Here is a 23,096-nt window from a genome sequence, read left to right on the forward strand (position 1 = left end):
GCGCAGCTGTTGGATAAAGATGAGTAAGATTTGCCCGGCCAGGGCATGAACCTAAGGAGGTGTCATAGATGGCAGTCCCTAAGAGTAAAGTGTCCAAGCAGCGCCGGAATAAGCGCCGCAGCTCCGTGTGGAAGCTGGAGACTCCCGGCGTCACCACCTGCCCCAAGTGCGGTGCGTTCCGTCTGCCCCACCGGATGTGCAAGAGCTGCATGACCTACAACGGCCATGAGCTGGGCAAGGTGGAAACCGCCGAGGCGAAGTAAATAGCCAAAAAGAACGAGGGGAGATAGGCCCCTCTTTCTTTTTGCCCGGAAATCGGGTAAAATGAAGTGAAATGACCCATGTGCCGTATCATACCGGAAAGAAGGTCGCCCATGAGCCTGACGAAAATTGCATCGGTGGACCCCCACAGTCCAGCCCGGAAGGCGGGCGTCAGGCCTGGGGAGAAGCTGACCCACATCAACGGCCACCCCATCGTGGATGTGCTGGACTATAAATTTTATGCCTATGATCCCAGGCTGGAGCTGACCCTGACAGATCCGGAGGGGAACAGCCGTACCCTGCGCCTGCGCAAGGAGGAGGGGGAGGACCTGGGCCTGAATTTTGAGACCTATCTCATGGACAAGGCCCGTTCCTGCGCCAACAAGTGCATCTTCTGCTTTGTGGATCAGATGCCCCCCGGAATGCGGGACACCCTCTATTTTAAGGACGACGACGCCCGGCTGTCCTTTTTGATGGGCAACTATATGACCCTGACCAACCTGTCCCGGCGGGAGATCCAGCGGATCATGGACCTGCGGATCAGCCCTATCAATATCTCGGTCCACGCCACCGATCCTGAGCTGCGCTCCGCCATGCTGAAAAACCCCCGGGCGGGGGAGTGCCTGGAGGTCATGAAACAATTTGCCCAGGCGGGCATTGAGATGAACTGCCAGATCGTGGCCTGCCCCGGCGTCAACGACGGCCCCGCGCTGGAGCGCACCCTGGACGACCTGTCCGGCCTCTATCCGGCGGTGACCAGCGTGGCGGTGGTGCCGGTGGGCATCACCAAATTCCGGGAGGGGCTCTGCCGGATCGAGCCCTACACCAGGGAGCAGGCCGCCGCCCTTCTTGACCAGGTGGAGCAATTTGCCGCCGCCTTCCTGGAGAAACAGGGCACCAGCCTGGCCTGGTGTTCCGATGAATTTTACCTCATCGCAGGCCGGCCTCTGCCGGAGAAGGCCTATTATGAGGATATGGATCAGCTGGAAAACGGCGTGGGGATGCTGCGGCTGCTCCTCCAACAGGCGGAGCTGGCCCTGGAGGACGAGGGCCAGACGGAGGTCGCCCCGTTTTCTGTGGCCACCGGTCTGTCCGCAGCCCCCTTTGTGCAGGAAATTGTTGACAAGATCCGGGAAAAGTGCGGTAATATAAAAGGAATGGTCTATCCTATTGTCAACCGCTTCTTTGGAGAGACCATCACGGTCTCCGGCCTGATCACCGGAACCGACCTCATCGAGCAGCTGAGAGGCAGGGAACTGGGCAAGCGGCTGCTCATCCCGGACAATATGCTTCGCGCGGGCGAGCGGGTCTTCCTGGACGACGTGACCGTGGAGCAGCTGGAGGAGGCCCTGGGCGTGGCTGTGATTCCAGTGCCCGCTGACAGCGGCTTTGACCTGGCCGACGCCATCCTGGGCCGGGAAGTGACGGCCAGCTGCCCCGTACTTCCGCCGGAGGCGGAGTATTACCGCTATAACCCGTAAAGGGAGGGAAAACTACCATGAAACCCTTGATTGCCATTGTGGGACGGCCCAACGTGGGCAAGTCCATGCTCTTTAATAAGCTGGTGGGCCAGCGGCTGTCCATCGTGGAGGACACCCCCGGCGTCACCCGGGACCGGCTGTATGCCGAGGCCGAGTGGCTGAACCGGAAGTTCGACTTGGTGGATACCGGCGGCATCGAGCCGGGGACCGATAGCGAGATTCTGGCCTTTATGCGCCAGCAGGCCGAGATCGCCATCCAGAACGCCACCGTCATCATCTTCCTGTGCGACGTCAAGACCGGCCTCACCGCTTCCGACCAGGAAGTGGCCAACATGCTGCTGCGCTCCGGCAAGCCGGTGGTGCTGGCGGTGAACAAGATGGATCAGGTGGGTACCACCAACCCGGACATCTATGAATTTTACAACCTGGGCCTGGGCGACCCCATCGCGGTGTCCGCCGTCCACGGCCACGGCACCGGCGACCTGCTGGACGAGTGCTTCAAATACTTCCCCCCGGAAGAGGAGGAGGAAGAGGAGGACGACGTCATCAAGGTGGCCATCATCGGCAAGCCCAACGTAGGCAAGTCCTCCCTGGTCAACCGCATCCTGGGGGAGAAACGGGTCATCGTCAGCGATATGGCGGGTACCACCCGGGACGCGGTGGACAGCTACTTTGAGAACCAGAGGGGCAAGTACCTGCTCATCGACACCGCCGGTATGCGAAAGAAATCCAAGGTGGACGACCCCATCGAGAAGTTCTCCGTCCTCCGGGCCACGATGGCCATCGAGCGGGCCGATGTATGCCTCATCATGATCGACGCCAACGAGGGAGTTACCGAGCAGGACACCAAGGTGGCCGGCTTGGCCCATGAGGCGGGCAAGGCCTGCATCATCGTGGTCAACAAGTGGGACGCCATCGAGAAGGACGACAAGACGATGGACAAGATGCGGCAGGACGTGCGCCGTGACCTGTCCTATATGACCTACGCCCCCATCGTCTTCATCTCCGCCCTGACGGGCCAGCGGGTGGACCGGCTCTTTGACCTCATCAATTATGTCAACGATCAGGCCTCCCTGCGGATCACCACCGGTATGCTCAACTCGGTGCTGGCCGACGCCACCGCCCGGGTGCAGCCTCCCACGGACAAGGGCCGCCGTCTGAAGATCTATTATATGACCCAGATCGGCATCAAGCCCCCCCACTTCGTCTGCTTCTGCAACGACGCCAAGCTGTTCCACTTCTCTTACCAGCGCTATCTGGAAAATCAGATCCGCTCTACCTTCGGCCTGGAGGGCACCCCGGTGCGCCTCACCATCAGGCAGAAGAGCGACAAGGAGGGATAAGGCATGCCTGGAATGACATGGGCGGATGTGACCCCGTTTTTGCTGTCCAATGTCTGTCTGCCCCTGCTGATTCTGGCGGTGATCGCCTATTTCTGCGGCTGCTTCAACGGGGCGGTCATTGTCTCCAAGTATATCCTGCGGGACGATGTGCGCACCCACGGCAGCGGCAATGCCGGCCTGACCAACTTCTACCGCACCTTCGGCGGGCCGCTGACCTTTGTGGTCATCCTCACTGATGTGATCAAGGCCATCGTCGCCATCTGGGTGGGTATTTTGATGGTCCGCTATTGGGATAACGGCTTCTGGAGTCAGGAGACCATTGTGATGGCCTATGCCAAATACTGGGCCGCTCTGTTCTGTCTGTTGGGCCATATGTTCCCTTGTATGTTTCATTTCAAGGGAGGGAAGGGAATCCTCTCCGGCGGTACCATTGCCATCATGATGGACTGGCGGATCGCTCTGGTGGTGTGGGGCGGCTTCCTTATTCTGGCCGTCATCACCAAGTGGGTCTCCCTGGGTTCCATCTGGGCGGGAGCCTCGTTCCCCTTTGCCACTTTGTTTGTGTACCAGGACGTGGTACTCTTTGTGATGGCCGTTGTCATCGGGTGGCTCATCGTATGGAAGCATCGGGGCAATCTGGGGCGTATTTTGAAGGGCACTGAGTCCAAATTCAGCCTGCATCATAAATTGAACGGGGGTTCGTCAAAGTGAAGATCGCGGTACTGGGCAGCGGCGGCTGGGGCACGGCTCTGGCCCTGGTGCTGTTGGAAAACGGACATGATGTGACGCTGTGGTCCTATACGGAGGCGGAGTCCGCTGTTTTGCAGGAGACCAGAGAGAACCCCTTGCTGAAGGGCGTGCCTCTGCCCGAGGGGTTGAAACTGACTTCCGACTTGTCCTGTGTACAGGGCTGCGGCGTGGTGGTATTGGCCACGCCGTCCTTTGCGGTGCGTAACACCGCCCGGGCTGCCGCGCCTCTGCTGGCGCCGGGGACGGTGCTGGTGTCGGTATCCAAGGGCATTGAGAAGGATACCTCCCTGACCCTGACCGACGCCATTGGGCAGGAGGTAGGGGAGAACCATCCCATTGTGGCGCTGTCCGGCCCCTCCCACGCCGAGGAGGTGGGACGGCATATCCCTACTGTGGTGGTGTCTGCATCCAAGGACTGCGGTGCGGCGGAGCTGGTGCAGGATCTGTTTATGAACGAGCGGTTCCGGGTCTATTCCTCCGATGACGTGGTGGGCGTAGAACTGGGGGCCGCCCTGAAGAACGTGATCGCCCTATGTGCCGGTATCAGCGACGGCATGGGTTACGGCGACAACACCAAGGCGGCCCTGATGACCCGGGGGCTGACTGAGATTGCCCGGCTGGGTGTGGCCATGGGTGGCCGCCGGGAGACCTTTGCCGGTCTGTCCGGCGTGGGCGACCTGATCGTGACTTGTACCTCCATGCACTCCCGCAACCGCCGCTGCGGCATCCTGATCGGCAAGGGAACGCCCACCGAGCAGGCGGTGAAGGAGATCGGCGCGGTGGTAGAGGGCTACTATGCAGCGGCTAATGCCCGTACGCTGGCCCGGAAGGCGGGGGTAGAGATGCCCATCGCTGAGGCTGCCTATCAGGTACTCTATGAGGGGAAGGACCCCCATGGTGTGATCGTGGATTTAATGAACCGGGAGCGGAAGCACGAGCTGGAGGACAGCTGGGTGTGACCGGCAGAAAAAAAGAAAAGAAATTCAAAAAAACACTTGCATTCTCCAACGAGGTGTGTTAATATAATCAAGCCGTCTGATTCAGGCGGCGATTTCCGGGTGTGGCGAAGTTTGGTATCGCGCTTGAATGGGGTTCAAGAGGCCGCTGGTTCGAATCCAGTCACTCGGACCATCGGAGTATCCTTTGGGGTACTCCGATTTTTTTATTTTTAAAATTTTTTGTAGCAGTTGTGCGGAAACGTGCAACTTTTGGCCTATTTCTCCCCTATTTATGAAGAATGATTTTCTTGTACTTTCAAAAGGGGGGAATAACTGTTGTACTATAAGCGATGTTTCGGTACAACCCCAAAGGATGCAGGACTACCAAGCTGGGTCCAATGGACGCACCATTCAGAGGGCGAAACCCATTGCGAAGAGTGCTTGATGCTGGATGGCTGCAAGCAGAGATAGAGCGGCAGGCGAAGGAACGATATATCGCAGGCAAATATACTCTTGGTAAATTAAACTGGAACGGTCAAAGAATTAGTATCCGTGTTATCATTCCAAGAAGAGATGGAACTGGAGAGGTTTCCTTCATTACCGGTTGGATGGTGGAGCCAGGCGGAAAATTGAGGATGACAACACCATATGGAGGTAAATAATATGCAAGAAATGGACAATGTAAGAGTGACCGTTGAAAAAGAAACCTATTCACGAGATGGCGTTCATAAAGGTATGTATGGATGGATTTGCTATTCCAAATGCGTCAAAGGCTATTGGCTGGTCAATTTTCCACAGTGCGGCGAGAAGGATGATATTGCCGAAATCAGCATCAAAGAAGAAGATTTGGAAGTCGTACGAATCCTTGATGCACGCGTGAACGAGCAAATCAAGGCGCAATTTGAAAAAGAAGCCGATCAGATAAAATCATTTGCCGAAAGGATGGAGGATCTTTCTGATTATCGTATCTAATGGGATTAAAACCTCTTGCCTGCTACGCTAAAACCATTGATATGACCAGATTTTTCTAAATTGTATCATTACGCTCCGACCAAATAATTTGGTGGAAAAGCCTTGAAACGCAAGTTTCAAGGCTTTTTCCTTATCACAGATGGCCCGCTCAGATGGATGACTTTTTTCTTTTGCCGGGCGGCTTTTGCCACAAACTGAGCGGCCCCACCCCAGGAATGGGTGACGTAGGCCACCACATAGTCGGCCTTGTCCAGCATCCACGCATTGCGCCGGGCAATAGCCCAGCGGGGGTGGACAGTTTCCAGTCCCTCGGGCAGCATGGTGTGGGAGGATCCCTCCCCGCTGTGCTGCCCATTTTGTTTGCCCGGCAGCCGCTCCAGCACCACCGCATAGCGGATGTGGGGATATTCCGCTGCCAGCTCGTCCAAAACACCCCGTACCAGGGCGTCGAAGGCCCCCTGGCGGCCCACATAGAACTGCGCTACCCCTTGATGCTCGATCAACGCCACCAGGATCTCCCGCAGCTTGGGCCGGATCGCAGCCGGACAGTCACGATGGCCGAAGAAAGTACAGACTAACATATGATATGCCCCCAATAGAATTACCCGAATTCGGGTAATTCTATTGTAGGGCAGCAATATTTGAGAAGTCAACCCGTATTCGGGTAATATTGCAAGACTTCGCTGTTATTATCATGATAACCCATAAACGGGTAATGATAATAGCGAGGTTGGAACATGGATTATTCAGAGCTTTATGTGGCGCGAATCCGCAGGCTTTGTAAAGAGCGTGGGATTGCGGTCAATAAGCTGGCCACTATGAGTGATGTGAAGCAATCTACCTTGGACAACATTGTGCGTGGACTGACCAAGAATCCGCGGGTAAAAACACTCCATAAAATAGCACTGGCGTTTAATATGACGTTGGCGGAATTTTTGGATTTTAAGGAATTGAATGAGTATTCCTTTGAGGATGACACGGACGAATCATAACCACCGGCACGGCCGGTGGTTATAATTTTATGAAACGGGGAAGGAGTGGAGGACTGAGATGCCTAACACAAACTGGTCGAAACTTTCACATCTCCAATTGGGGCGGTATGCGGAGTACTATGCAAAGATGGAGTTTGCCTCTTATGGGTATGACGTCTACACCTCCGAGGTGGATGATCATGGTGTGGACTTTGTAGCCAGGAACCCTGGGGATAGCCAATATTACGAAATTCAGGTAAAAGCGGTGCGTAATATGGACTATGTCTATATTCGCAAGGATAAAATGGAGATCTCTCCCACACGGCTTGTTTGTCTGCTGCTGTTTAGAGACGGCCTCTTACCGGATTGCTATGTAATCCCGTCCCAGGCATGGAGCAAGCCAAATGAATTGCTTGTAGAAAGAAATTACGAAAAACCCGGTCAAAAGAGTTCTCCGGAGTGGGGAATCAACCTGTCCAGAAAGAATATGCCGCTCCTGGAGTGCTATCAAGAGACGCAATACTTTTCAGGAGCGAATTGAGTTGTTGTTCGCCTGTATGACAGCACAGGCGGTTTCCTGCGGGAATTGTGATATCGCCGCTGCTGGAACGTGCTTTCAAGCTTGCCGCTTGCGCAAGTGCAACGTACGCCCCGTAACACCGGGGTGATTTTACCCTTGCAAAGCAGAAACCCACATGGTAAAATAAATACAAAATTTATGAAATGTTTTTAATGGGGGGCAAGATGCCAAAGGTCGCATATTCGGAAGGGGAGCGGGAACAGATCCGGGAAGCTCTGATTACCACGGCGCTTGCATTGATGGCAAAGCAGGGCATACAGCATACCACGGTGGAGCAGATCTACAAGGCCGTGGGCATTTCCCGTACGTTTTTTTACGCTTTCTTTCCCACCAAAGAGGATCTGATCGTGGAGGCCATTTATGTTCAACAGCCCCGGATCCTTGCGTATGCGCGGCGGTTGATGGAGGAGCCTGCGCTAAGCTGGCAGGACGCCGTCAGACAATTTCTGCATACCTGCTGCTATGGTGAGCAAAACGGGGTTGTCGTCATGACTGTGGAGGAACAGCAGATGCTTTTCCGGCGGTTGTCTCAGGAGAGCTATCAGTTGTTTCGTGAGAAACAGGTACGCCTTTTTGGCGGTATTTTGGAGACGTTCGGGATTCGTGCGAATCGGGAACGGATCGCCCTGTTTACCAACTTGAGCCTGATGGCTATGCTCATCCGCAGGGCCATTCCCGGAACGCTGCCGATGCTCGTTCCGGAAGCTGCCGAAGAGACGGTCAGGTTCCAACTGGATGCCATAGTGAACTGCCTGGATACATGGAGGCAGGCGCGCAATGAAAACCCATAACAATCCGTCTGAATCAGGCACACTTTGATTTCCGTTCAGACGGATTGCTTTTCAGTCAAAATAAAAACATATACTTAAAATCGTCTTTATTTAAGACAGCCCATTTATCAAAGACACAAAACACGGATTGAAGGAGGAAAGGATTATGGGCTTTTTCAGTAAGTTGTTTAAGGGACCTGAGGTGGACATGGAGAAGAGCAATGCAAACGCGAAAAAGATGCGGGTATTGTTCAATCAGGTGGTGGAAAAGGGCGATGATTACAGACTGATTTTCGGCTATACCGAGGATGTAAGTCGGTTTAACTACGGCTTTGTACACGGCAGCAAGACGAAGATCGGCAATTTGATTGTGGGATGGAATGAGGCCAGCCAGACCATCGTGGTTGTTCCCACAGTTCCCGACCTCTCCGGCTGCGGCGACCCCACCTATTACCGCCGGTCGGAGATCCTGAAGGCCTACCGGAACAAATATCCCACTGACGCCTTCATCATCTATCCTGATAAGAAGAGCTACATCGGGATCAACGCCTATGACTGGCTGGAGGATGAGAGCCTGTACGTCTATGTGTCCCAGGAGGAGGAGCTGGCTGCCTTTACAGAGTTCTTCCTCAATCGCTTTGCCACAAAGTGAGGCGGCCCATGCCCCTAAAGGAAATCGGCGCCATTGTATTGGTGCTTTTAGTCATAGTTATTGTGGGAAATCTGTGGTTTCATTTTGTGGAGTCCATTCTGGAGCGAATCCGACAGTTGCTTCACCGGAAAAAGGAGCCGCCGGCGTGGCACCCGCTTCCGCCGGAGGGGGAGGATCAGGACCAACCTTAATGTCAATCAGAATCCAGTGCGTGTCTTTTCTCGCGCTTTGTGCTATACTGAAACAAATAGGTGTGAAGCGAGGATAGATACGGGAATGGAAGGGCAGTTGGAAGTGATCCGCAGCCGACGAAAGACCGTCTCGTTGGAGATCAGGCGGGACCTGACCGTGGTGGTACGGGCTCCGTGGCATATGTCCGACCAGGCGATCCGGCGCTTTTTGCGGGACAAGCAGACATGGATCGAGGGGCATTTGGCCCAGGCGATGGAACGCAGACGGGAATTGCTGCCGCCCTTCACAGAGGGACAGCTGCTGGAACTGAAGCAACAGGCTACCCGCGCCATTCCGGCGCGGGTAGCCTGGTTTGCTCCGACGGTGGGAGTCTCTTACGGCAGGGTGGCCATTGGCAGGCAGATCTCCCGATGGGGAAGCTGCTCCGCTGTGGGCAACCTCAACTTCAACTGTCTGCTGATGCTTTGTCCGCCGGAAGTTCTGGACTATGTGGTGGTCCATGAACTTTGCCACAGAAAGCATATGAATCACTCCCGCGCATTTTGGGCGGAGGTGGAACGGGTGCTGCCGGATTATCAGATGCGCCGGAACTGGCTGAAGGAACACGGCGGCGCTCTGGTGGAGCGTCTGCGTCCGAAAACCGTGGATGAAAGCCTGAGCTTTCATCCAGATACTTCGGGCTGTAGTAAAGGTGGCGCGGTATGAAAGTGGTCTGCTTCGGCGATTCCAATACCTATGGCTATGATCCCCGTTCCTGGCTGGGCGGGCGCTATGACAAAGAGAGCCGCTGGGTGGATATTTTGGCGGCTGAAACCGGTTGGACAGTCTGCAACCTGGGCGAAAACGGCAGGGAGATCCCGGTGACGACGCCTGATTTTCCTGCCGATACTGATTTGCTGATCCTGATGCTGGGCGCCAATGATCTGCTCCAGGGCCGTAGTCCGAAGGAGGCTGCAGACAGGCTGGAAGGGTTGCTTTCCAGCCTGCGGCTGGCGCCGGAACAAATCCTGCTGATCGCGCCGCCGCCTATGACTCTGGGCGAATGGGTGCCGGGTCAACAGCTTATTGATGCGTCCAAAGCCTTTGCCCAATGCTGCCGCGCCCTTGCCCGGCGGCTGGGTATCGGCTTTGCCGATGCCGGAAAATGGGGTGTTGCCCTTGCCCATGACGGCGTTCATTTCACACCGCAGGGACACAGAACCTTTGCCGCCGGACTTTTGGAAGCACTCAGATCAGGAGGGAACCAGAGATGAAAACCGTCGTATGCTACTACTCCCGCCACCACGGGAATACCCTGAAAGTTCTGGAGGCGATGTCCGCCGAGGGCGACATGGATCTGATTGATGTGACCACACGCCAGTCCGTTCGGCTGGAGGGGTATGACTGTATCGGCTTTGCCTCCGGCATTTATGGGTTTGAATTTCAAAAGGCCGTGGTGGAGTTCGCCCGGCAGTATCTGCCCCAGGGGAAGCCGGTGTTCTTTGTCTATACCTATGGCGGGGCCAAAGGCACCGGGGCGAAGGCTGTGGCAGAGATCGCCCGGGAGAAGGACTGCACGGTGCTGGGAGAATTCTCCTGCAAGGGCTACGACACGTTCGGCCCATTTAAACTGGTGGGCGGCATTGCAAAGGGCCATCCGGACCGGCAGGATTTGGAGAACGCCCGCGCATTCTACCGGGAACTTCAAGCGCAAAACGGCGGGGAATGAAATGTTATAACTGCCCGTCGCTATGTGCCGATACATAGCGGTCGTCGACGTAAGCCGCAATATCGGGAAAGAGCTTACTGGCGACGGCGTATGCCGCCTGATCGAAGAGGACCAGATAGACCGTCATGGCGTGGGCGCGCAGGAATTCCTCAATGGTGTCTATCGCCACCTTCAGGGCCTGGTCTTTGGGATATCCGTATACACCGGAGGAAATGAGCGGGAAGGCTATGTTCTCACAGCCGTTTGCCAGGGCCAGTTCCAGAGAAGTGCGGTAGGCGGAGACCAGCAACTCCCGTTCCCCATAGCCGCCGCCCCTCCAGACGGGTCCCACAGTGTGGATGACAAATTTGGCGGGCAGGCGGTAACCCTTGGTGATTTTGGCCTGTCCTGTTTTGCAGCCGCCCAGAGTGCGGCACTCAGAGAGCAGTTCCGGGCCGGCGGCACGATGGATCGCGCCGTCCACACCGCCGCCGCCCAGTAAACTTTCGTTGGCGGCATTGACGATGGCGTCCACCTTCATGGTGGTGATGTCGTTTCGGACAATGTGCAGGGGCATTTCCCCACCTCCCACAGTTCGTTGGATATTTTTATGATACCACACAGTTCGCCGGCGTACAACGTCCGGCATAACAGGTAGGACGAACCGTGGGGTACAGACATTTGCGATTTTACCCAAGCAGTGATAAAATAAAAAAGCAAGTTGCCGTACCTTACGGAAACGGCAACTTTATTTTATAGCCAGGAGGGTTCGATATGGCAGTGAAACAGACGGCAGGCAGAGATGCCTTGGGTGAGTTTGCCCCCAAGTTTGCTCAGCTTAACGACGATGTGCTGTTCGGCGAGGTCTGGAGCCGTGAGGAGCAGCTATCCGCAAGGGACCGCTCTCTGGTTACAGTGGTGGCCCTGATGGCTCAGGGACTGGTGGATCATTCGTTCCGCTATCATCTGACTTCTGCAAAGCAAAATGGCATCACCCGACAGGAGATCGCGGAAATTTTGACCCACGCGGCCTTTTACGCCGGCTGGCCCAAAGCCTGGGCGGCGTTCAATATGGCCAAGGAGGTTTGGGCCGAGGACGGCGGGGAGGACGGCAGAAACCGCCATCAAAAGGAGATGGTATTTCCCATCGGAGCGCCCAACGACGGATTTGCCCAGTATTTTGTGGGTCAAAGCTATCTGCACCCCCTCTCCACCAGCCAGGTGGGCGTTTATAACGTAACTTTTGAGCCGGGCTGCCGCAATAACTGGCACATCCACAACGCCGATAAGGGCGGCGGGCAGATATTGCTCTGCGTGGCTGGCCGGGGCTACTATCAGGAGTGGGGAGAGAAGGCCCGCGAACTGCATCCGGGTGATGTGGTCAATATTCCTGTGGGCGTAAAGCACTGGCACGGCGCAGCTCCGGACTGCTGGTTCTCCCACCTGGCGCTGGAGGTGCCGGGCGAGCATTGCTCCAACCAGTGGCTGGAGGCTGTCTCCGACGCGGAGTACGGTAAGCTGGGCTGAGTCCTGGCCGATCAAAGGTCCTTATCTGCTCCAGTCCCGGCTGCGGCCCACCGCCTTGTGCCAGTCGGCCAGCAGCCGTTCCCGCTCTGACGCCGCCATATGAGGTTCAAAGGCTGTGTCGCACATCCACAGGTGGCGGATCTCGTCGGTGTCCTGCCACACGCCGGCAGCCAGACCGGCCAGGTAGGCCGCACCCAGGGCGGTGGTCTCCCGAATGGCGGGGCGGCGCACCTCGCGGTCGATGATGTCGGCCTGGAACTGCATCAGGAACTGATCCCGGCTGGCTCCGCCGTCGGCCTTCAGCTGGGTGAGGGGCACGCCGGTATCCGACTCCATCGCATGCACCAGGTCGGCCACCTGGTAGGCGATGGATTCCTGAGCGGCCCGGATGATATGCTCCCGCCGGGTACCTCTGGTGAGACCCACCAGGGTGCCCCGGGCGTACATATCCCAGTAGGGAGCGCCCAGGCCAGTAAAGGCGGGAACCAGGTATACCCCGCCGTTGTCGGGTACCTTCTGGGCGTAATATTCCGCGTCCCGGCTCTCGGTGAAGAAGCGCATCTCGTCCCGCAGCCACTGAATCACCGCCCCGCCCACAAAGACGGAGCCCTCCAGGGCGTACTGGACGCCGCCATTTCGGCCTACAGCGATGGTGGTGATAAGGCCGTTGCGGCTTTCGCAGGGGGTGGAGCCGGTGTTCATCAGCAGGAAGCAGCCGGTACCGTAGGTGTTTTTAGCGTCCCCTGGTTCAAAGCAGGTCTGGCCGAAGAGGGCGGCCTGCTGGTCGCCGGCGATACCGGCGATGGGTACCTTGATCCCCTGAATCTCAGTATAGCCGTAGATCTCGCTGGAGGAACGCACTTCGGGCAGCATGGCCCTGGGAATGTCCAGGGCCTGGAGCAGGGTGTCGTCCCAGCACAGCTTGTGGATATCATAGAGCATAGTGCGGGAGGCGTTGGTCACGTCGGTGACATGGACCGCCCCGCCGGTGAGTTTCCACAGCAGCCAGCTGTCCACCGTGCCGAAGAGGATCTCCCCCCGGCGGGCCCTCTCCCGGGCGCCCTCCACATGATCCAGCATCCACTTGATCTTGGTGGCGGAGAAGTAGGCGTCGGGGATAAGGCCGGTGGTTTTGCGGATATGATCCCCCAGCCCATCGGCCATCAGCTGATCCACAATACCGGCGGTGCGGCGGCATTGCCATACGATGGCGTTGCAGATGGGCCGGCCTGTGGCCTTGTCCCACAAAATGGTGGTCTCCCGCTGATTGGTGATGCCGATGGCGGCGATGCTGGCCGGGTCTATGCCGGACTGGGCGATGACCTCCATCATCACTGCGTACTGGGAGGACCAGATCTCCATCGCGTCGTGTTCCACCCAGCCTTCCTGGGGATAGATCTGGGTAAATTCCTTTTGGCTGATGCCAATGATGTTCTGCTCGCTGTCAAAGAGGATGGCCCGGGAACTGGTGGTACCCTGATCCAGGGAGAGAATATACTTTTCCATAACGATGCCTCCCGAACTCCGCAGCCTTGCTGCGGTCACAGATCGCGTGTGGCTACAAAGGAAACGCCGGTGCCGCAGACGTCAGGCACCACGATGTCCCCTGTATGGATGGGTGCGGTCAGCTCCACGTCGTCCAGGCAGCGGACAGCCTGGAAAATCAGCGCCTTTGGAATAGGGGCGTTGGTCTTGACCGGACAGCGGGGATGGGCGCCGCCGGTACAGCGGACGGTGGAGGTGACCACCCTTGTGGGGTGTGTCAACTCCATTTTACCATATTCTGCGCCCCGTGGACAGCCATTTCCGCTGACCTGATAGTCCTGGGTTTCATCCACCTGTAAATGGCAGCCTTTGGGACAGACGATGCAGATCAATTCTTTCATTGGGTCGCCACCTCCTGGATGGATACGGTGATGTTGGTCCAGGCCTTGTCCAGCAGGGCCCGGGGCAGAACGATATGCTCCATTTCCCCAGGGGCCAGGTGTTCCCGGGGGAGCCGGGCAATGAGGGTATCACCCGACTGCACCAGAATTTGACTGGCTCCAAAGATGCGATTGACCCGGAAGAAAAGATCGCAGGCTTTTTCCACCCGATCCGGGCGGATACGCTGGGGAACGGTGTAGCTCACGCCGTCACATGCCTCCACCTCCAGCACACCGCAATCGGCTGGGGGTGCGCCCAGTACATAGTCCGCTGCTGCTACGCCTGCCCGCTGGCTTTCGGCGGTGACGAAATCCACCAGGTCGTGGACGTGGGCCACGTTGCCGCAGGCAAAGACACCGGGCAGGGAAGTTTCCATGTTTTCATAGACCACCGCCCCGTTGGTGCGGGCGTCCATGACGATACCTGCCTGGCGGGTCAGCTCGTTCTCCGGGATCAGGCCCACCGACAGCAGCAGGGTGTCGCAGTCGAACACCATCTCGGTGCCGGGTATGGGCTGGCGATCTTCGTCCACTTTGGAGACCACCACCTGCTCCACCCGGTCCCGGCCTCTGATATCGGTGACAGTGTGAGAGAGGTAGAGGGGGATATCGTAGTCCTGGAGGCACTGGACGATATTCCGGTTCAGGCCGCCGGAGTAGGGCATGACCTCCACGCAGGCCAATACCTTTGCCCCCTCCAGGGTCATGCGGCGGGCCATGATAAGGCCGATGTCGCCGCTGCCCAGGACCACCACCCGCCGGCCCGGCATCCAGCCCTCTATGTTGACATAACGCTGGGCCGCGCCGGCGGTAAAGATACCGGCAGGCCGCTGACCGGGGATGGCGATGGCGCCGCGGGTACGCTCCCGGCAGCCCATAGCCAGAATGATGGCCTTTGCCGCTTCAATGCGGTAGCCGGTGGATTGGCCCACCATATGGACCTGGTGGCTTGCGGTTACGGTGAGTACCATTGTATCCAGCCGCACCTCCACCCCGGTAGCTGACAGCATTTGAATGAAACGACCGGCATACTCGGGACCGGTCAGCTCCTCCTTGAAATAGTGCAGGCCGAAGCCGTTGTGGATACATTGGTTGAGGATCCCCCCCAATTCCTTGTCCCTCTCCACAATGAGGATGTGTTTGAGACCCTTTTCCCAGGCCGCACAGGCGGCAGCCAGCCCTGCCGGGCCGCCACCGATGACGATCAGATCATACATACGAACTTCCTCCCTTCGTCCGGCCTGCCAGCAGCCAGCTGCCGGCTCTGTCCTGTACGATGGTTCCGGGACTTACGCCTTGCTCCCGGGACAGGATCTCTACTACCCGGGGACCGCAGAATCCGCCCTGACATCGGCCCATACCTGCACCCGCCCGGCGCTTTACACCGTCCACCGAGCGGGGCGGGATGGGACTGCGGAGCGCGTCCAGGATCTCTCCCTCGGTAATGGTCTCGCACCGGCAGATCACCCGGCCATAGGCGGGATTCTGCGCCACCAGCTGCGCTTTCTCTGCCGGGAGCAGGTCATGAAACCGGATTCGTCGGCGCTGGCAGTAGAAAACGTCCTTTTCCTCCAGTACCAGGCCGTCTTTCTCCAGCAGCTGGGCTGCATATTCCGCGATGGCGGGGGCGGCGGTCAGGCCGGGAGAACAAATGCCTGCCAGATCCAGGAAATGGGGGGCGGACAGCTCGATGATGAAATCTGCCCGGTCTGTAGCGGCCCGAACGCCGGCGAAGTTACGGACAGACTCCCGGAAGCAGATGGACGGCACCGACTTGAGGGCGGTGCTGCGAACATATGCCAACCCCTCGGTGGTGGTGGACACGTCGTTTCCTTCCACCGGTTCGGCGCTGGGCCCCACGATCAGGTTGCCGTGAACGGTGGGCGCCACCAGCACACCCTTACCGTCGGGGCCGGGACACTGAAAGATCACATGATTGGCCCGCCGCCGCTCGCTTTTGTCCAGCAGGAAATACTGGCCTTTGGAGGGGCGGATGGTGAAGGTCCTGGGAGCCGCCATCTCGTGAATGGCCTGGGCGTACAGCCCGGCGGCGTTGATGACATAGCGGCTTTTGAGATCGCCCTGATTGGTGTGAATCAGCCAGCCTTCCGCCAGCCGCTCCAGGCCGGTAACGGCGGTTTCCAGACGGAGGTCGGCGCCGTTGCGTACCGCGGTCTCCGCCAGCGCCAGACAGTATTCCCAGGGAGAGCAGATGGCGGCGGTGGGGGCGTAGAGGGCGGAGATGACCTGGGGGGACAGGTTGGGGTCTATGGTACGGGCCTGGTCGCCGGTGATCACACGCAGCTGAGGCACACCGTTGGCCAACCCGCGCTGACAGAGGGCCTGAAGCATGGTTTCCTCCTCCGGGGAGAAGGCCAGTACAAAAGAGCCGCATTGCCAGTAGGGTACGTCCAGCTTGCGGCACAGCTCCTTTGCCAGGGCCGCACCCCGCACGTTGAGCCGGGCCATGAGGGTGCCGGGCTCCGGATCGTATCCGGCGTGGAGAATGGCGGAGTTGGCCTTTGTGGCGCCGGCAGCCACGTCGTTTTCCTGCTCCAGCACGGCTACCTTCAGCCGGTAGCGGGAGAGATGGAAGGCGGCTGCCGCGCCGGTGATGCCGCACCCGATGATCAGTACATCATACATAACAAGACCTCCTGGTATCCAAAAAAGAGCGAAACAAAACCTCCCCATTGGGGCAGTTTTGTTTCGCTCTCATACTCTGGAAACAAATGATGTGATTTTACATGGCCCAGACAGCGGGGTTGGTGGAGGATACGGCCACCGCGCCGGCCCCCAGTGCGCCGGTCACATCTTCCTTGTCGGAGATCAGTCCGCCGGCAATGACGGGCTTTCCGGTGGTTCGGCACAGCTGCCGGATGATCTTGGGCATCAGCCCCGGCAGCACCTCCACCAGATCGGCGGACTCCTGGGAAAAATGGCGCTCTACATTGTTCAGAGCCATAGAATCCAGCAGGAAGACCCGCTGGATGGAGACCAGACCCAGCTCTCTGGCCCGCTTGGTGAGGGCGGATTTGGTGGAGATCACGCCGTCGGCGGCGGTGTGCCGGGCGATGAAGTCGGCGGAGATCTCCCGGGCGGAGAGACCGTCGATCAGATCCAAATGGACGAAAGCCCTCTTTCCGGCCTGATGGATACGGGCGATTGTTTCGCCTATGGTCAGGATATCTCCGTAGAGGAGAAACAGTACCGCCACGTCGCTTTTCAGGGCTGCCTCCAGTCCGGCGTCGTCCTTGACTGCGGCAATGACCGGCCCGTCGGCCAGCAGCTCCAGCAGGCTTGCGCGATCCATGATCACTCCCTCCCCTCTATGCCCGGCGGCCGGCACGGATCATACAGCGTCGGCCTCGGCGTTTTTGCCCAGGCGGCGGAGCATGGTCTTTTTCACCGCACGGAAGATGTTCTCATACCCGGTGCAGCGGCACAGGTGACCCGACATGAGCTTGCGGATCTCATCGTCGGAGTACTCCCTGCCGGACTCCAGGATCTCGGCGGCGCTCATGATAAAGCCGGGGGTGCAGAAGCCGCACTGGACGGCGGCCTCGTCGATGAAGGCCTGCTGGATATCGGAAATCTCGCCGTTGGGGCCGGCCAGCCCCTCCAGGGTGAGGATCTCCTTGCCGTCGGCCCACACTGCCAGATAGATGCAGGAGTTGAAGCACTCCCCGTTGACCAGCACGTTGCAGGCACCGCACTCGCCTACCTCGCAGCCCTTTTTGATGCTGGTGAGTCGGTAGTCGTCCCGCAGCATATCGGTGAGGGAAGCCCGCACGTCGATCATCTTCTCCACCTGCTTGCCGTTGATGGTGCAGCGAACCAGCTTATACTGCTTACTCATGGATCATACCTCCTGCCAGACGGATGGATTCGGTCAGGGCACGCTCCGCCAGAGCCACCGCAATGTGCTGCCGGAAATCCTTGGCGGCACGCCAGCTGTCTCTGGGGTTGATGTCCTCCAGAACAGTGGCTGCAAAAGCCTTGATCTCCGCTTTGGTGGTGGGCTTGCCTTTGGCATACGCCTCGGCGGTAGAGGCCCGCATGGGGACCGGGCCCGCCACGCCATAGGCAATACGCACGTCCTCCATGATACTCTTGTCCACCGACAGCTTTACATTGACCGAACAGCCGGTGGTGGCGATGTCCATTGCGTTGCGCATGGCGTACTTGATGTAGTGGCCTTGATAGCCCTCATAAGCGGCCTTGGGGATGAGAATGGCGGTCTGGAGTTCGCCGGGACGCAGATCCACCTGGCCGGCCTTGATGTAGAAGTCCTGGATGGGAATGCGGCGCACGCCCTCCGGTCCGGTGATCTCGATGATGGCGTCCCAGGCGAAGAGGGTGGAGGCCGAGTCGGCGGAGGTGACCCCGTTGCAGGTGTTGCCGCCGATGGTGCCGATATTGCGGATCTGGGGGCCGCCCACCTGGTCCACCGCCTGACCCAGTACGTTGATGTGGGCCTGGATGATGGGATCCTTGGTAATGTGGGAGAAGCTGGTGAGGGAGCCGATGCGGATAGCGCCGTCCTCCTCAAAGGACACGCCCCGCAGCTCGTCCAGGCCGTAGATGCTGACCAGCTCCTTGCCGGCCCGCTTGCCCTCCCGGATCTGAACCAGCACGTCGCTGCCGCCGGCAATGATCTGGGCCTGGGGGTGTTCCAGCAGCAGCTGGACGGCGTGGGCTACGCTCTGGGCCTCATAAAGGGCTTTGATATCATACATGGCCGGTGGCCTCCTTTCAAATCAGCTCCTCTTCCTTGAAGCGGCGGAAGAGGATATGGGGGTTGACAGGCGCTTCGTCAATGAAAACGCCGGTGGCCTGATAGATGGCGTTGCGGATGGCGGGAGCCACCGAGCAGGTGGGCGGCTCGCCCAAAGCCTTGGTACCGAAGGCGCTGGTAGGTTCCGCGTTTTCCACGAAGAAGGCCCGCAGGCGGGGGTGATCCATAAAGGTGGACAGCTTGTAATCCAACAGGTTATTGTTCAGAGCCTTGCCGCTCTTGGGATCGAAGAGCAGCTTCTCCGACAGGCCGTAGCCGATGCCCATGCTCATGCCGCCGTGGACCTGAGCCTCCGCCAGAGCGGGGTTAATGATGGTGCCGGCGTCGTGAACGTTGACCAGATCCAGCAGCTTCACCTTGCACAGGGGGATATCCACCTCCACTTCGGCAAAGGTGCAGCCGAAGGAGTAGGCGTTGGACTTGATCTGAGCGGTACTTTCGGCGGTGATGTGCTGGCTGTGGGTCAGGCTGTAAAGGGCCTCGGTGGCCAGCTCGCCCAGGGTCATCAGTACCCGGCCGTCAGTGGTGCGGACGATGTTGCCGTCCACAATATCCAGGTTGTAGGGGGGCATCCGGGTCAGCTCATGAGCGTAGTTGAGGATACGCTCCTTCAGCAGGGAACCGGTCTGGCGAATGGAGAAGCCGGCGGTGTAGGTCTGGCGGGAGGCGTAGGCGCCGGTGCCGAAGGGGGTAATGTCGGTATCCTGGCAGGACACCACATGGACCTTCTCCATCGGGATGCCCACCACGTCTGCGGTCATCTGGGCAAAGGCGGTGTCCGCCCCCTGGCCGATCTCGGTCTCGCCCACCTGGACCTGGAGGGAGCCATCCTGATTCAGGACCATCCGGCAGGAGGAGGTCTCCAGAGAGATGGGCCACACGGCGGTGTTGTACCAGAACACCGCCATGCCGATACCACGGCGGATGTCCCCCGTCTGGTTCTGGTAGGCCTGGTACTTCCGCAGATAATCGGTGGCCTCCATGCCCTTGTCGATACACTGGTTGAAGGTATCGCTGTACAGCTCGTTTTTGGAGAAGGGATCGGTGTAGCCCACCGGCATCAGGTTCTTGCGCCGGAACTGGATGGGGTCCATACCCAGCTTGGCCGCCACCTCCTCGGTGTGGCACTCGGTGGCCCACATGGCCTGGGGAATGCCGTAGCCTCGCATAGCGCCGGCCACGGATTTGTTGGTAAACACGGTATAGGCGTCGCACTCCACATTGTCGCAGGGATAGAGCTGGGGGAAGGCGCCCACGCCCTTGGCGCAGATGCTGTGGCCGTGGGAGGCGTAGGCACCCTGGTCGGAGAAGGCCTCCAGCTTGCGGGCGGCATAGGTGCCGTCGGGCCGTACCCAGGAAATAATGTGGCTGCGGATGGCGTGGCGGACACGGGTGGAGACGAAGGTGTCCTCCCGGGGCACGTCCAGCTTCACCAGGTGGCCTCCCAGCTGCATGCACAGCCAGGCACACAGAGGCTCGTACAGCACGTCCTGCTTGTTGCCGAAGCCGCCGCCTATGTAGGGCTTGATGACCTGAATGCGTCCCCACTCGATGCCCAGAGCCTGGCCCACCACCCGGCGGACGATGTGGGGGATCTGGGTGGAGGTGACGATCTTGATCCGGTCGCCGGTCATCTCGGCAAAGCAGATAAAGTTTTCGATATGGCAGTGCTGGACGGTGGGGGTATCATACCAGCCCTCCACCTTGATGAGGCCGGGCTCTTTGATGGCCTCCTCATAGTTGCCCTTGCGGATGGTGGTGTGCTTGAGGATGTTGTTGGGATAGGCCTCATGGAGCTGGGGCGCGCCGTCCTTCATGGCATCCAGCACATCCAGCACAAAGGGATATTCCTCATATTCCACTTTAATAGCCCGGATGGCCTGTGCGGCAATCACCTCGTCCTCCGCTACCACCGCGGCAATATCGTCCCCGTAGAAGCGGACACGGTCGGTAAGTACCAGCCGATCGGCCACATCCTGGTGGCTCTCGTCGGTGGACCAGGGGTGTCCGGCGGTGGGGAAGTAGTGCTTCTCCTTCAGGTCAAAGCAGGTGAATACCTTGACCACGCCGGGGATGGCCTCCGCCGCGGAAGTGTCAATGGACTTCACCCGGCCGTTGGCGATGGTGGCGTGCAGGATCTGGGCGATATAAGCTCCCTTGTCGCACAGATCGTCCGTATATTTGGTACGGCCCATGACCTTGTCATAGGCGTCCACCCGCGTGGCTTTCTTTCCTACATACATGGCGCGTTCCTCCTGTCGTCAGAATTGAATTGGAGCAATGGCCTATCAGCCGTTGATATGATGTTCGATATGAGCTTTCATTTGCCGGTATCCCTGGTCTGTTAGAACGATCTTGCCCTTTTGGACCCGGAGCAGCCCCAGTTCTTCCAGCTTCTGCACACTGCGATTAAGGGTTTTGACCGAGAAGCCGATTTCCTCCGACATCTGGGCTCTGGTCTGCCGCAGTTCCAGCAGCTGAGGCATGGGATTGCGTTGCTCAAATTTCCGGATCAGATGGACCATCAGCCGGTCTTTGCCCTCCATAAAGAGGTATTTTCTGGCCTCGGCAGTCTGGGTGATGAGGCGGCGCATATTCTCCTGTGTGCGGAGAAAGAGCGCGTCCACATCCATGCGCATCCACTCCATATAGACGTCCGCCGGTATGGAGAGTACCCGGCATCTGGTGGAGGCCACAATGCTGATGCGGTATTGCGCCAGGCCGGCAAAGCACTCGATCTCACCAAAAAAGTCGCCCGGCCCAAAATCCTTGAAGGAATAGGGCCGCTCGTGCATGGGCCATTCCACGCCGGTCACCTTTCCTGAGAGAATGATGAAAATATGAGTGCAGTCTGTGCCGGCTTTGATAAAGGTCCGGTCGGCTTCGATGTCGATCAGGGTCATATAATACTTGACTTCTTCGGTACAATTACGAAACAGAAGCTCCAGGTAGCGCCGCTTCTGCAAAGGAAGTTCCTTGAAAAGATCCACAAGACTGCACCTCCTTATTCCTTATTATATCGTCTGATTCCCACAAAAGAAAAGGTCATATGTCTCTTTTTTTATTTTTTTCTTTTTAGCTGGGTTGGGCGGGCAAAAAAAGGAGCGCCCCGCCGCAGGGCGGGGCACTCCAGATGAGAGATGAGGTGGAAATCCTTTTGGTCAGAGCAGTTTGTGAAGGCGAAGCAGTTCGGCGAAAGCGTGATCCCGGAATTTGCAGACGCCTTCAATGGTGTTGCCCATATCCGGATCGCGGTTGGCAATTTCCTGATCCACGCCCTGGGCGTACAGCTCGTTGTAGGGGGAGGGTTCCTCACCGTATTTCTCCGCAATGGTGCGGAAGCCGCCATCCACGCCAAGGCTGATGGTAAGCAGCTGGCCGGTGACCGCCATGCGCATACCGGGGCCGAACATGATAGCCTTGTCCATATCCTCCACTGAACACACGCCGTCCCGCACGCATTCCTTGGCGGCATCCAGAGCGGCCCAGGACAGACGGTTGACGATAAAGCCGTAGATCTCCTTGCGGCATACCACGGCCACCTTGCCCATGCCGGTGTAGATCTCCTTGGCCCGCTGGACCGCTTCTTCGGAGGTCTGCTCGCCGCCGCACAGCTCGATCAGGGGCAGCAGGTAGGAGGGGTTGTAGGGATGGCCTACCAGGATGGACTGGGGGTAGAGAGCGCCCTCCTGCAGTTTGGTGGGGAACAGCTTGGAAGTGGAACTACAGATAATAGCGTTGGGCCCGGTGACCTTTTGAATGGTGGCGTAGGTGGATTTTTTCAGCTCCAGCCGCTCAGGAATGCACTCCTGGATAAAGTCGGCGCCCGCCACTGCTTGTTCCAAATCGTTGGAAATTTGGCAGGCATCCAGGGCAGCGTCGGCCTGGGCGCGGGTGGCAGCGCCTGCCTCCACCAGAATATCCAGAATACTGCTGATATTTTGACGAATTTTTTCAGGGGGCACCACGTCGTACAGTACGGTATCATAGCCCTTCAGCATGGCGTTGGCAGCCAGACCGGCGCCGATCATGCCGGTGCCCACAAAAACTGCTTTGATCTTTCCCATAATATCTTCCTCGTTTCTTTGTGGTGTGCAGGATCCGGACAAAGCGGAATTGCCCAGGCCGGCCATATCCTTGCTTCAAAGAAGCAGCAAATTTCATGCCAGAAATTCCGTCGGATTTGAGGCCTGGATCCGGGTAAAAGGGCGGGTAAGTTGCAAAACGGAAACGATGATCTTGTTAAAAA

25 protein-coding genes, 1 tRNA gene and 1 pseudogene are annotated in these 23,096 nt (G+C 58.2%); 15 read left to right on the forward strand and 12 right to left on the reverse strand.

The genetic code is table 11. The features are described 5' to 3' along the window. The first annotated feature begins 68 nt into the window (after positions 1-68). The 7 genes from rpmF to Q0K43_RS00840 all read left to right on the forward strand — a co-directional run bounded on the left by rpmF (position 69) and on the right by Q0K43_RS00840 (position 5,745). Positions 69-263, forward strand: a complete 195-nt coding sequence (gene rpmF / locus Q0K43_RS00810) for a 50S ribosomal protein L32 (RefSeq protein ID WP_297288670.1) — start codon at positions 69-71, stop codon at positions 261-263. A gap of 111 nt (positions 264-374) precedes the next feature. After that, complete coding sequence (locus tag Q0K43_RS00815; protein ID WP_297288671.1) at positions 375-1,742, forward strand: DUF512 domain-containing protein; 1,368 nt, start codon at positions 375-377, stop codon at positions 1,740-1,742. Between the two features lie 17 nt (positions 1,743-1,759). Continuing rightward, positions 1,760-3,085 (forward strand): ribosome biogenesis GTPase Der, encoded by a 1,326-nt coding sequence (gene der, locus Q0K43_RS00820; RefSeq protein WP_297288672.1) that lies wholly within the window; start codon positions 1,760-1,762, stop codon positions 3,083-3,085. 3 nt (positions 3,086-3,088) lie between these two features. Next, the gene (locus Q0K43_RS00825; RefSeq protein WP_297288673.1) at positions 3,089-3,796 is read left to right on the forward strand and encodes a glycerol-3-phosphate acyltransferase; all 708 of its coding nucleotides are present in this window, start codon (positions 3,089-3,091) and stop codon (positions 3,794-3,796) included. Continuing rightward, a complete protein-coding gene (locus Q0K43_RS00830) occupies positions 3,793-4,794 on the forward strand; it encodes an NAD(P)H-dependent glycerol-3-phosphate dehydrogenase (protein ID WP_297288674.1) in 1,002 nt (333 codons plus the stop codon). The genes Q0K43_RS00825 and Q0K43_RS00830 overlap by 4 nt, the downstream gene beginning before the upstream one ends. 95 nt (positions 4,795-4,889) lie before the next feature. Then, positions 4,890-4,966, forward strand: a tRNA-Pro gene (locus Q0K43_RS00835). A gap of 470 nt (positions 4,967-5,436) precedes the next feature. Next, complete coding sequence (locus Q0K43_RS00840) at positions 5,437-5,745, forward strand: hypothetical protein (RefSeq protein WP_297288675.1); 309 nt, start codon at positions 5,437-5,439, stop codon at positions 5,743-5,745. Between the two features lie 116 nt (positions 5,746-5,861). Here Q0K43_RS00840 and Q0K43_RS00845 read toward each other — a convergent pair whose 3' ends face one another. Further along, on the reverse strand, positions 5,862-6,326 hold the full coding sequence (locus Q0K43_RS00845; protein WP_297288676.1) for a hypothetical protein: 465 nt from the start codon (positions 6,324-6,326) through the stop codon (positions 5,862-5,864). A gap of 156 nt (positions 6,327-6,482) precedes the next feature. On the opposite strand from Q0K43_RS00845, the gene Q0K43_RS00850 reads away from it, so the two are divergent. From Q0K43_RS00850 to Q0K43_RS00880, 7 genes are all read left to right on the forward strand, one after another. Beyond that, positions 6,483-6,737, forward strand: coding sequence for a helix-turn-helix domain-containing protein (locus Q0K43_RS00850; RefSeq protein WP_297288677.1), 255 nt, complete (start codon positions 6,483-6,485; stop codon positions 6,735-6,737). 58 nt (positions 6,738-6,795) lie between these two features. Next, complete coding sequence (locus tag Q0K43_RS00855) at positions 6,796-7,257, forward strand: DUF4365 domain-containing protein (RefSeq protein ID WP_297288678.1); 462 nt, start codon at positions 6,796-6,798, stop codon at positions 7,255-7,257. A 203-nt stretch (positions 7,258-7,460) separates the two neighbouring features. Then, positions 7,461-8,087, forward strand: a complete 627-nt coding sequence (locus Q0K43_RS00860) for a TetR/AcrR family transcriptional regulator (protein ID WP_297288679.1) — start codon at positions 7,461-7,463, stop codon at positions 8,085-8,087. Between the two features lie 145 nt (positions 8,088-8,232). Then, positions 8,233-8,718 (forward strand): hypothetical protein, encoded by a 486-nt coding sequence (locus tag Q0K43_RS00865; protein WP_297288680.1) that lies wholly within the window; start codon positions 8,233-8,235, stop codon positions 8,716-8,718. 276 nt (positions 8,719-8,994) lie between these two features. Beyond that, positions 8,995-9,615: a M48 family metallopeptidase gene (locus Q0K43_RS00870; RefSeq protein ID WP_297288681.1), complete on the forward strand. Its 621-nt coding sequence runs from the start codon at positions 8,995-8,997 to the stop codon at positions 9,613-9,615. Continuing rightward, positions 9,612-10,163, forward strand: coding sequence for a GDSL-type esterase/lipase family protein (locus Q0K43_RS00875; RefSeq protein WP_297288682.1), 552 nt, complete (start codon positions 9,612-9,614; stop codon positions 10,161-10,163). The genes Q0K43_RS00870 and Q0K43_RS00875 overlap by 4 nt, the downstream gene beginning before the upstream one ends. Further along, positions 10,160-10,618, forward strand: a complete 459-nt coding sequence (locus tag Q0K43_RS00880) for a flavodoxin family protein (RefSeq protein WP_297288683.1) — start codon at positions 10,160-10,162, stop codon at positions 10,616-10,618. Before Q0K43_RS00875 ends, Q0K43_RS00880 begins: the two co-directional genes overlap by 4 nt. 10 nt (positions 10,619-10,628) lie before the next feature. Here the strand turns inward: Q0K43_RS00880 and Q0K43_RS00885 are convergent. Further along, a pseudogene (locus Q0K43_RS00885) lies at positions 10,629-11,174 on the reverse strand (O-acetyl-ADP-ribose deacetylase); the annotation flags it as partial. 197 nt (positions 11,175-11,371) lie between these two features. On the opposite strand from Q0K43_RS00885, the gene Q0K43_RS00890 reads away from it, so the two are divergent. Continuing rightward, positions 11,372-12,124, forward strand: a complete 753-nt coding sequence (locus tag Q0K43_RS00890) for a carboxymuconolactone decarboxylase family protein (RefSeq protein WP_297288684.1) — start codon at positions 11,372-11,374, stop codon at positions 12,122-12,124. Between the two features lie 21 nt (positions 12,125-12,145). Here Q0K43_RS00890 and glpK read toward each other — a convergent pair whose 3' ends face one another. The 10 genes from glpK to Q0K43_RS00940 all read right to left on the reverse strand — a co-directional run bounded on the left by glpK (position 12,146) and on the right by Q0K43_RS00940 (position 22,914). After that, on the reverse strand, positions 12,146-13,630 hold the full coding sequence (glpK, locus tag Q0K43_RS00895) for a glycerol kinase GlpK (RefSeq protein WP_297288685.1): 1,485 nt from the start codon (positions 13,628-13,630) through the stop codon (positions 12,146-12,148). 35 nt (positions 13,631-13,665) lie between these two features. After that, positions 13,666-14,010, reverse strand: a complete 345-nt coding sequence (locus Q0K43_RS00900) for a DUF1667 domain-containing protein (RefSeq protein WP_297288686.1) — start codon at positions 14,008-14,010, stop codon at positions 13,666-13,668. Then, positions 14,007-15,266, reverse strand: a complete 1,260-nt coding sequence (locus Q0K43_RS00905) for an NAD(P)/FAD-dependent oxidoreductase (protein WP_297288687.1) — start codon at positions 15,264-15,266, stop codon at positions 14,007-14,009. The genes Q0K43_RS00900 and Q0K43_RS00905 overlap by 4 nt, the downstream gene beginning before the upstream one ends. Then, entirely contained in the window at positions 15,259-16,695 is a 1,437-nt protein-coding gene (locus Q0K43_RS00910; RefSeq protein ID WP_297288688.1) for an NAD(P)/FAD-dependent oxidoreductase, read from the reverse strand. Before Q0K43_RS00910 ends, Q0K43_RS00905 begins: the two co-directional genes overlap by 8 nt. Before the next feature lie 97 nt (positions 16,696-16,792). After that, positions 16,793-17,362, reverse strand: coding sequence for a glycerol-3-phosphate responsive antiterminator (locus tag Q0K43_RS00915; RefSeq protein WP_297288689.1), 570 nt, complete (start codon positions 17,360-17,362; stop codon positions 16,793-16,795). 39 nt (positions 17,363-17,401) lie between these two features. Continuing rightward, on the reverse strand, positions 17,402-17,908 hold the full coding sequence (xdhC, locus tag Q0K43_RS00920) for a xanthine dehydrogenase subunit XdhC (protein ID WP_297288690.1): 507 nt from the start codon (positions 17,906-17,908) through the stop codon (positions 17,402-17,404). After that, the gene (xdhB, locus tag Q0K43_RS00925) at positions 17,901-18,788 is read right to left on the reverse strand and encodes a xanthine dehydrogenase subunit XdhB (protein ID WP_297288691.1); all 888 of its coding nucleotides are present in this window, start codon (positions 18,786-18,788) and stop codon (positions 17,901-17,903) included. Before xdhB ends, xdhC begins: the two co-directional genes overlap by 8 nt. A gap of 16 nt (positions 18,789-18,804) precedes the next feature. Continuing rightward, positions 18,805-21,090: a xanthine dehydrogenase subunit XdhA gene (gene xdhA / locus Q0K43_RS00930; RefSeq protein WP_297288692.1), complete on the reverse strand. Its 2,286-nt coding sequence runs from the start codon at positions 21,088-21,090 to the stop codon at positions 18,805-18,807. 45 nt (positions 21,091-21,135) lie between these two features. Then, positions 21,136-21,837, reverse strand: coding sequence for a Crp/Fnr family transcriptional regulator (locus Q0K43_RS00935; RefSeq protein ID WP_297288693.1), 702 nt, complete (start codon positions 21,835-21,837; stop codon positions 21,136-21,138). A gap of 171 nt (positions 21,838-22,008) precedes the next feature. Further along, positions 22,009-22,914, reverse strand: coding sequence for a 3-hydroxyacyl-CoA dehydrogenase family protein (locus tag Q0K43_RS00940; RefSeq protein WP_297288694.1), 906 nt, complete (start codon positions 22,912-22,914; stop codon positions 22,009-22,011). Positions 22,915-23,096 lie beyond the last annotated feature (182 nt).

The sequence above is a fragment of the uncultured Flavonifractor sp. genome (assembly GCF_944383115.1).
In the GTDB taxonomy this organism is placed as follows: Bacteria; Bacillota; Clostridia; order Oscillospirales; family Oscillospiraceae; genus Flavonifractor.